Source organism: Bacillus sp. AM 13(2015), assembly GCF_001518755.1.
In the GTDB taxonomy this organism is placed as follows: domain Bacteria; phylum Bacillota; class Bacilli; order Bacillales; family Bacillaceae; genus Bacillus; species Bacillus safensis.
Window position 1 is genome coordinate 1 of sequence record NZ_LKCP01000069.1, and the last position, 7,168, is coordinate 7,168.

The 7,168-nt window shown below is 42.1% G+C and carries 7 protein-coding genes, 1 tRNA gene and 1 pseudogene; 3 read left to right on the forward strand and 6 right to left on the reverse strand.

Translation table 11 applies throughout. The features are described 5' to 3' along the window. Positions 1 to 1,395 (reverse strand): flotillin family protein (locus AOQ70_RS11340; RefSeq protein WP_059376339.1); only part of this gene is annotated, 1,395 nt, incomplete at its 3' end. A gap of 11 nt (positions 1,396 to 1,406) precedes the next feature. Then, on the reverse strand, positions 1,407 to 1,937 hold the full coding sequence (locus AOQ70_RS11345) for a hypothetical protein (RefSeq protein WP_059376341.1): 531 nt from the start codon (positions 1,935 to 1,937) through the stop codon (positions 1,407 to 1,409). A gap of 207 nt (positions 1,938 to 2,144) precedes the next feature. Between AOQ70_RS11345 and AOQ70_RS11350 the strand changes: the two genes are divergently transcribed. Next, positions 2,145 to 2,624 carry a DinB family protein gene (locus AOQ70_RS11350; protein ID WP_180272435.1) on the forward strand — a complete coding sequence of 160 codons (480 nt, stop codon included), beginning with the start codon at positions 2,145 to 2,147 and terminating at the stop codon, positions 2,622 to 2,624. Between the two features lie 40 nt (positions 2,625 to 2,664). Here AOQ70_RS11350 and AOQ70_RS11355 read toward each other — a convergent pair whose 3' ends face one another. Both AOQ70_RS11355 and betB read right to left on the reverse strand, forming a co-directional pair. Further along, positions 2,665 to 3,873, reverse strand: a complete 1,209-nt coding sequence (locus AOQ70_RS11355; RefSeq protein WP_039180944.1) for an iron-containing alcohol dehydrogenase — start codon at positions 3,871 to 3,873, stop codon at positions 2,665 to 2,667. A gap of 27 nt (positions 3,874 to 3,900) precedes the next feature. Beyond that, positions 3,901 to 5,370, reverse strand: coding sequence for a betaine-aldehyde dehydrogenase (gene betB, locus AOQ70_RS11360; protein ID WP_059376343.1), 1,470 nt, complete (start codon positions 5,368 to 5,370; stop codon positions 3,901 to 3,903). Positions 5,371 to 5,577: 207 nt separating this feature from the next. Between betB and cudC the strand changes: the two genes are divergently transcribed. Both cudC and AOQ70_RS11370 read left to right on the forward strand, forming a co-directional pair. After that, complete coding sequence (gene cudC, locus AOQ70_RS11365) at positions 5,578 to 6,135, forward strand: choline uptake/conversion transcriptional regulator CudC (RefSeq protein WP_059376350.1); 558 nt, start codon at positions 5,578 to 5,580, stop codon at positions 6,133 to 6,135. Positions 6,136 to 6,207: 72 nt separating this feature from the next. Then, positions 6,208 to 6,280 (forward strand) — tRNA-Ala (locus AOQ70_RS11370). A 53-nt stretch (positions 6,281 to 6,333) separates the two neighbouring features. Here AOQ70_RS11370 and AOQ70_RS11375 read toward each other — a convergent pair. After that, positions 6,334 to 6,516, reverse strand: a complete 183-nt coding sequence (locus AOQ70_RS11375) for a hypothetical protein (protein WP_058838034.1) — start codon at positions 6,514 to 6,516, stop codon at positions 6,334 to 6,336. A 116-nt stretch (positions 6,517 to 6,632) separates the two neighbouring features. Continuing rightward, positions 6,633 to 7,168: pseudogene (locus AOQ70_RS11380) on the reverse strand (peptidoglycan recognition protein family protein); the annotation flags it as partial.

Here is a 7,168-nt window from a genome sequence, read left to right on the forward strand (position 1 = left end):
TTGAAGACTAGACATGAGATTTGTGGCATAGCCTGTAACTTTATTGGCACCGCTGCCTTCACCGTTACCGCCTGTATCCACAACAGTAATTTTATCAATGTTAGAAAGTGGTGCAGATACTTGCTTCGCATATTCAGGAAGCATTTTGACAATCATATCAAGAATCGCTGCCTGACCATACTGTTCGAATGCTTCCGCAATTTTCTCTTTCGCTTCGGCTTCTGCAAGTCCTTTTAGTCTAATGACTTCTGCTTCTGTTTCCCCTTTCGCACGATCCGCTTCCGCTTTGGCAAGCCCGTCAATACGAACTTTCTCAGCTTCTGCTTTTGCCATTGCTTCAATGCTGTATTTCTTCGCATCTGCTTCAGCAAGACGTTTTGCTTTTTCTGCCGCAGCCGACTGCTCAACAGCATAACGGTCCGCATCTGCTTTCTTTTTCACTTCAGAATCATATTGACGTTCACGACGCTGAATCTCTTTTTCTTCTAATTCAATTTGTTTCTGACGCTCAATGATTTTGACTTGCATTTCTTGTTCAGTTACGTGCTGACGGTTACGAGCGGTTTCTAAATCGTACGCTTGGTCAGCACTTGCTTTCGCTGTATCCTGTTCACGTCTGAATTCTGCTCTTTTCAATTCATTAATCTTTTCTGCTTCAGCGATTTCAGTAGCACGCTCAAGCTCTGATTTCTTCGCATCTTTATCTGCTTCGGCACGTTTGATCCGTGTTTCTTTATCTGCTTCAGCCGTTGCAATATCTGCATCGCGTTTTACTTGGGCAATTCTTGGTTTACCTAGAGATTCTAAATAGCCATTTTTATCACGAACATCTTTGATCGTAAACGAGACAATGACTAGACCCATTTTCGCTAGATCTTGAGAAGCAACGCGTTGTACTTCTTGTGAAAATTTTTCTCTGTTTTTATAAATCTCTTCAACTGTCATTGACCCTAAGATGGAACGAAGGTGACCTTCTAATACTTCTCTCGCTTCGTTTTCACGATCTTCTTTTGTTTTACCTAAAAATTGCTCTGCAGCAGTAGCAATTTCTTCAATCGATCCACCAATTTTTATGATGGCCGTTCCATCCGCCATGACCGGTACACCTTGTTCGGTATAGACTTCAGGGGTTGAAACATCTAGCTTGCTAGATAGTAAGCTGAGCGGCTCTGCTTGTTGAAAGACTGGAAGGACAAAGGTACCGCCGCCTCTTACAATCTTAATCTTGTTTCCACCTTCGTCCACGTGGACATTTTTACTTCCTAGATAACTTCCTGTCACGATTAATGCTTCATCTGGACCTGCTGTCCGGTATTTAGAAACAAATACACCAATAAGTGCAATAAGAATGACAAGCACAATTCCAATGATCACTAAAATAGTTGTTCCTGGCATAGCATTCCCTCCTAGATTTCTTCATTTGGTATAACAGATAAGACGCCTTTGTTCACTTCGACAACTAGCACACGGGTTCCATATGGAATCTCCTCTTTGTCGAAGCTGACAGCTGGCTTTGAGATTTTCCCGCTGTTACTGATTAACAGCACTTCTCCAAACCCGTCTTTTGGAACAGATACAATGATCTCCCCAGTTCTTCCTTTTAAATCGGCCTCCGTATAAGAGAGAGATTCTTCAGCAGAGGAAAGCGGGACTAATACAAATACATTCAAACAGGTCACAAGGATCACTGCGAGGATGGCAGATAATACTGCGCCAAGTCCACTTCCTACAATTGCTGTTTTTTCAGAGATAAACCCTCCAGCCGAGAAAAAGGTAAGAAATGCGAGGATCAATGTTGGTTGAAGGAATGGAACAGGGATCGCTTCAAACCATCCATCAAATACATCGCCGAAAAAGACGAAAACAAGTGTCAGGATTCCTGATATCATCAATATGTATAAATACAGCGTCTGAAGAGGCAGCCCAAACACATCCATCTTCCTCACCCTTTCTTCATGAAATGAACATCTGTTGTTTCATTTAGATCATACTCACCTCCAATGTATTCCTTGTAACAGGTAATACGAACCACTTTTGTAAAGGTTTCATATTTCATCACAATTCTTCAAAGGGATTTTCGGATAGCTCAAGAATGATTGTCATGTACCCTTATGTTAAAATTTGATCTTGAGGTGATGAAGAAAATGAGTTTATTACATGAAGCAAGACAAGAATTGTGGCACGAGCTGCAAGGTTTGAGCGAAGAACAATTGAACCAAAAATTATCTGATGATACTTGGAGTATTCAAGAGGTAGCAGATCATTTAAAGAAAATGGACCTAGTTGCAGCAAAACATCTAGCTGCTGAGGGGAAAAAAGCACCGATCAAAGAATATGAACCAAAGCCGGTGGAAATGGCAGAGGATCGTTCGAAAAAAGCCACTGCGCCTAGTATTGTTGCGCCTGAGCACAAGCATGTGACACCTACACATTTAAAGGATGAGCTCGATACAGCTCGTGAGCAGCTCAATCAAATTTTATCAACATTTACTGAGGAAGATTTCAAACGCGTCATTGCACACCCTGTGTTTAAAGAGCTATCCCTTAAGCAATATCTTGATTTTATCGGCGCACATGAAAAACGCCATATTCATCAAATCAAAGAAATTAAAGAACAACTATAAAACATAAAAAGGACTCCCTTTAGGGAGCCTTTTTTCATTGTTACACTGTTTTAGGTGTTAACTCAAAGCAGCGCGCATAAATCCATTTGTACGCTTTTTCGTTTAGATCTCTTGGGTTTCCAACTGTTTGCGGATCTTTCATCGCTTCTTTAGATAAACGGTCAATCATATCTTTTGATACACCTTGTTCTTCTAATGAAGGAATTTCTAAATCTTCTACTAAATCATACATCCAGTTCACGGCTGCTTTGGCTGCTTCCTCTGTTGTCATTCTGCTTGTATCAACCCCAAACGCTTGCGCAATTCGTGCGAATTTTTCCGGATACCCTTTCCAGTTATATTCCATCACTGGTCCCATCATCGCTGCAACACACTGACCGTGCGCGACAGGAATAATGCCTCCGAGTGTTTGGCTCATCGCATGTGCAGCGCCAGCTGATTCACTTCCATAAGAAAGCCCGGCAAGCATCGCAGCTTGTGCCATTCCATATCTGGCTTCCAAGTCCTCACCATCAGCAAAGGCACGGCGAATATAATGAGCTGCATATTCAATGGCCATGAGTGCTACCGCATCTGTAATCGGCTGAGCAAATTTCATCGTATAGCATTCAATCGCGTGAGCAAGCGCGTCAATTCCAGTCATTGCTGTCACATGAGGCGGCATGGATACATGAAGCTCTGGGTCAATCACTGTAAGATGAGCTGCAATAAGAGGACCACCTGTATTGAATTTGAATTCTCTTTCTTCATCAGTAATGACTGCCCATTGCGTCACTTCTGAACCTGTACCAGCTGTTGTCGGAATAGTGGTTAAAGGCGGGATTCTGTTTTCAAGCGGTTTTTTCCCCTCTGCCGCTTCGTAATCAAGAACTGAGCCTTCATGAGTCGCCTCTACTCCAATTGCCTTGGCTGTATCCATTGAGCTGCCGCCGCCTACTGCGACTAATCCATTACAGCCTTCTTTTTCATATAAAGCAGATCCTTCGTTCACTAGACGGACTGGCGGATTTGGCTCTACTTTATTAAATAGAACAACATCAATTTGCGCTTCTTTTAATGAAGCAATGACGGGGTCCACCACGCCCGCTTGATAAATGCCGGGGTCTGTTACAAGCAATACCTTTGAAACGCCGTATGCTTTTACTTCTTCCCCGACATGTTTCACTGCACCAATGCCGTGTTTGATGACAGTCGGAATTTCAAATGTATGGAATTTCTGCATGCTTTCAATTTTCATATTTAGTGTCATATAGAATCTCCTCCAAATGCGTAATTTTTATTTAAACCAATGAACTGCTTCAGGTTTTGTATTTCGATATAAATGCTTCAGCTCGGTATATTCCTCAAGTCCCGTGCGTCCTAATTCACGCCCAATGCCTGATTGCTTATAGCCACCCCAAGGTGCTTGAGCAAAATAAGGATGGAAATCATTGATCCAAACCGTGCCTAATCTTAATTGCCGAGCCACTCTTTCGGCTTTGCTGATATCAGAAGACCACACAGCTCCTGCTAATCCATAAATCGTATCATTTGCCAGCTTGATGACTTCTTCCTCTGTATGGAAGGATTCGACTGTCAGGACAGGTCCAAAGACTTCTTCTTGCACAATCCGCATATCTGACGTGCAGCCTGAGAAAATGGTCGGCAAGTAGAAGAACCCATTTTGCAGCTCCTCTGCGTCAGGTCTTTTTCCACCTGTCTCTAACTTAGCGCCTTCTTCTAAACCGATGCTGACGTATTTTTCTACTTTTTCTCGATGCTCAGCTGAGATGAGCGGCCCGCTCTGGGTGTCTTCATCAAAGCCGTTGCCTAGCTTGATTTTTTTCGTACGCTTCACCAGTTCTTCTAAAAATTCATCATGAATGGATTCTTCCACCAGCAAACGTGACCCTGCTGAACACACTTGCCCTGCATGGAAAAACACAGCATTCATTGCCTGGTCAACCGCTACGTCTAAATCAGCATCTTGAAACACAATATTTGGATTCTTTCCGCCAAGCTCAAGGGCTATTTTTTTCACATTACCGCTGGCTCCCTGCATAATTTTCTTCCCTGTATCAATACCGCCTGTAAATGAAATCAGATCTACTTGATCATTCACAGCAAGCTCATCTCCAACCGTTGCCCCAGGTCCAAGCACTAGGTTTGCAACGCCTGCCGGAACGCCCGCTTCTTCCATGAGTTTAAATACTTTAATTGTGGTGAGTGGTGTGATTTCACTTGGCTTTAAAACAATTGTATTTCCCGCCGCAAGAGCCGGCGCGATTTTCCAGCTTGCTTGAAGCAATGGATAGTTCCAAGGAGTGATTTGTCCGCATACACCGACAGGCTCTCTGATTAATTCACTTTTCGAGTTTGGAATTGGCGATGCAATGATTTCCCCGCCATCTTTATCAGCCAGTCCTGCGTAATATTGGAACACGTTCGCAATATCATCCATATCTGCCTTGCTTTCCTCTAAAGTTTTGCCTGTATCAAGTGATTCCAATTTGGCTAGTTCATCAAGATCACGTCTAATCAATTCAGCTATCTTAAACACAATATTTCCTCTTTCAAGTTCAGGAAGATTTGCCCAATCCCCTTGATCGAAGGCTTTTCTCGCTGCTTTAATGGCTAGCTGAGCGTCATTTCTAGATCCTTCGCTGACTGTCGCGATCACTTCTTGATTGAACGGATTGATGATATCCCGCGTGTCGGTACTTTTAGCGCCAACCCATTGTCCGTCTATAAATAGTGTTTGACTCATAGAAGGAACCTCCTCTAATTCTCTTTGGTAAGTTTGTTAAATAAAAATTTAACTTTTTGAACATAATTAACTTATCATGTTCAAATTTTTCTGTCAAAGGGGGGATATGCTTCATTTATTTTGACTTTTTGTATTCTTTCGTTAACATATAGTCCATAAAGATTTTTTTGAACGTATTGAATTCTCTTAATAGAAAGCAGGGACAAAATGAAAAAGCAGGAACAGCCGCAAGCAGAAGATCGTATTTTAGCTGCTAAAGATCTAGTCATTGATTCCATAGCTGAAACGATGGATCTTTATGGCATTACACGAAGTGCAGGTATTCTATATGGGACGATGTATTTAAACGAGGAAATGACACTCGATGAAATGCGTGAAGAACTGCAAATGAGTAAGCCGAGTATGAGTACGGGTGTGAAAAAGCTGCAAGACATGAATATTGTCAAAAAGACGTTTCACAGAGGCCGAAGAAAACACAGCTTTGTTGCTGAAAAAGACTTTTTTAAGTTTTTCACAAACTTTTTTCCGCAAAAATGGGAACGAGAGGTTGAGGTCAATTTAACGGCAATTGAAGAAGCGCAGGAGCAGCTTCAAGAGGTGGCGCATAATGATCAGCTGGAGGAACATGTAAGAGTGGAAGCGCAGCAGCTCATTGAGCAGCTTGAAAGCTCAAAAGCCTATTATGACTGGCTGAGACGATTAGCCCATTCTGTTCATTCTGGCGAAATCTTTGACTATATTCCAATTGAGCAGAAGGAAAAATAGGCGATGTGTTTACGTTTTACAGCTTGAATTTCACAGGAGGATTGATTATAATAAATTATGTCGTCATACCTCGGGGCATTAGCTCAGCTGGGAGAGCGCTACGCTGGCAGCGTAGAGGTCAGCGGTTCGATCCCGCTATGCTCCATATGAAAAACCATTCTTGAGAAATCAAGGATGGTTTTTTTATGTACATATCTCTTATGCTTGTTCTTTGTTTTTTCGTATTCTTAATAAATTTATGATGCGGTATGTAATCACAGAAAGATAAGTTAGGATGAGAATGATTGTATAGGACACAGGAAAATCGCTCGTCATTCCGTGATAAATGAAATAGATGAGTAACGCTGACAGCATGATGATTTGGAACAGTTCTTTTTTCATTTTTCTCTCCTCTCATGATAGTGATTTGGTTGATTATATCACACATGATGTCATTTTTTGTTAGCTATCAGCAAGGAAGCATTTCCTCACTTGCTGATAGCACTTTTTATAGATCGTCACTTCTTCAGCAATTGTTCGATTTTGTTATTCGTCTTCGGTCCGTAAATTCCGTCTGCCGCTAAGCCGTTCATGAGCTGAAACCGCTTGACCGCATTCGCCGTTTTCGGTCCATAATAGCCATCAATCCCGTTGTTTTTTGCCCCTTTGTCTGGGTAAAAATAGAGGGAAGATAAGGCTTTTTGCAATGATGTGACTTGAGGGCCTTTTGTTAAGGGCTTGGTGACTTTTAAAATGCCAGATGGCAGATTTGACGATTTCTGTTTGGAAACAGGTGCTTTGTGGCTCAAGCTTTCTGCCTGAACTGGTTTTCTTGTGCTTTTGCTGCCGGTATGCGCTGTGGCTATGCCAGCTTTAAACTGATCCCATCGTCCGAGAAGTTTCCTTGGACATTCTTTCCCGCTCCAATGTTTTATGAGGCACTACATTTGATAAAGGAATCCCCAAATCTCCTATCAGCTTGCGAATGAGCCATTGGGCATTTTCGACTGCTTGTTCAAAGTTACCGTCTGCATTTTCACAAATTTCAATTCCA